Consider the following 562-nt stretch of genomic DNA (forward strand, 5'->3'; position numbering starts at 1 on the left):
GACTGAGTCGGTGCGGCGCGCTCAAGGGCCTGCACTCCGGTCATCTCGTCGATGCTGCGCGTCTCAATGCCCTGTGCGGCACGCTCTGGGGCCAGGCGGTAGGTCTCGCAGACATCGCGACAGCGCTCGGCGAAATCACCAGCGCGCGGGGTGTTGATCCAGCCCTGTACGCGATGCGGCTTGAGATCGATCTCGCGTAAGAAGCGTCCGATGGAGTGCGCGGAGATGGCGTCGACGATCCCGCGCGCCTTGGCCTCTTCGGCCAAGTCCTCATGGGTCCAGCGCGCCAGCGTCACTCCCTCGCGGACCGCAGGCTCGCACGCCAGGGCAATGATGGCGCAGATCTGCTCGGGGGTGAAGGTCGGCGGCGTCCCCGAACGCGGCTCATCGCTCAGACGCTCGAGCACGGGTTGATCCGCGCGCTCGCGCCAGCGGCGGCGCCAGCGTTGGACCAACGAGCGACTGACCTGCAACGTGGCGGCCGTTTCGTGCATCCCCTTGCCGGCGTCGGCGGCGAGAATGATTCGGGCTCGGATCGCCAGTTGCTGCGCCGTGGTGTGCT

General features: G+C 68.1%; 1 protein-coding gene. It reads right to left on the reverse strand.

Annotated elements, in window-relative coordinates; genetic code table 11:
* On the reverse strand, positions 1 to 562 hold a 562-nt coding region (locus CKO23_RS27085), incomplete at both ends, for a helix-turn-helix domain-containing protein (RefSeq protein ID WP_242482727.1).

Source organism: Thiocystis violacea, from assembly GCF_016583565.1.
In the GTDB taxonomy this organism is placed as follows: domain Bacteria; phylum Pseudomonadota; class Gammaproteobacteria; order Chromatiales; family Chromatiaceae; genus Thiorhodococcus; species Thiorhodococcus violaceus_A.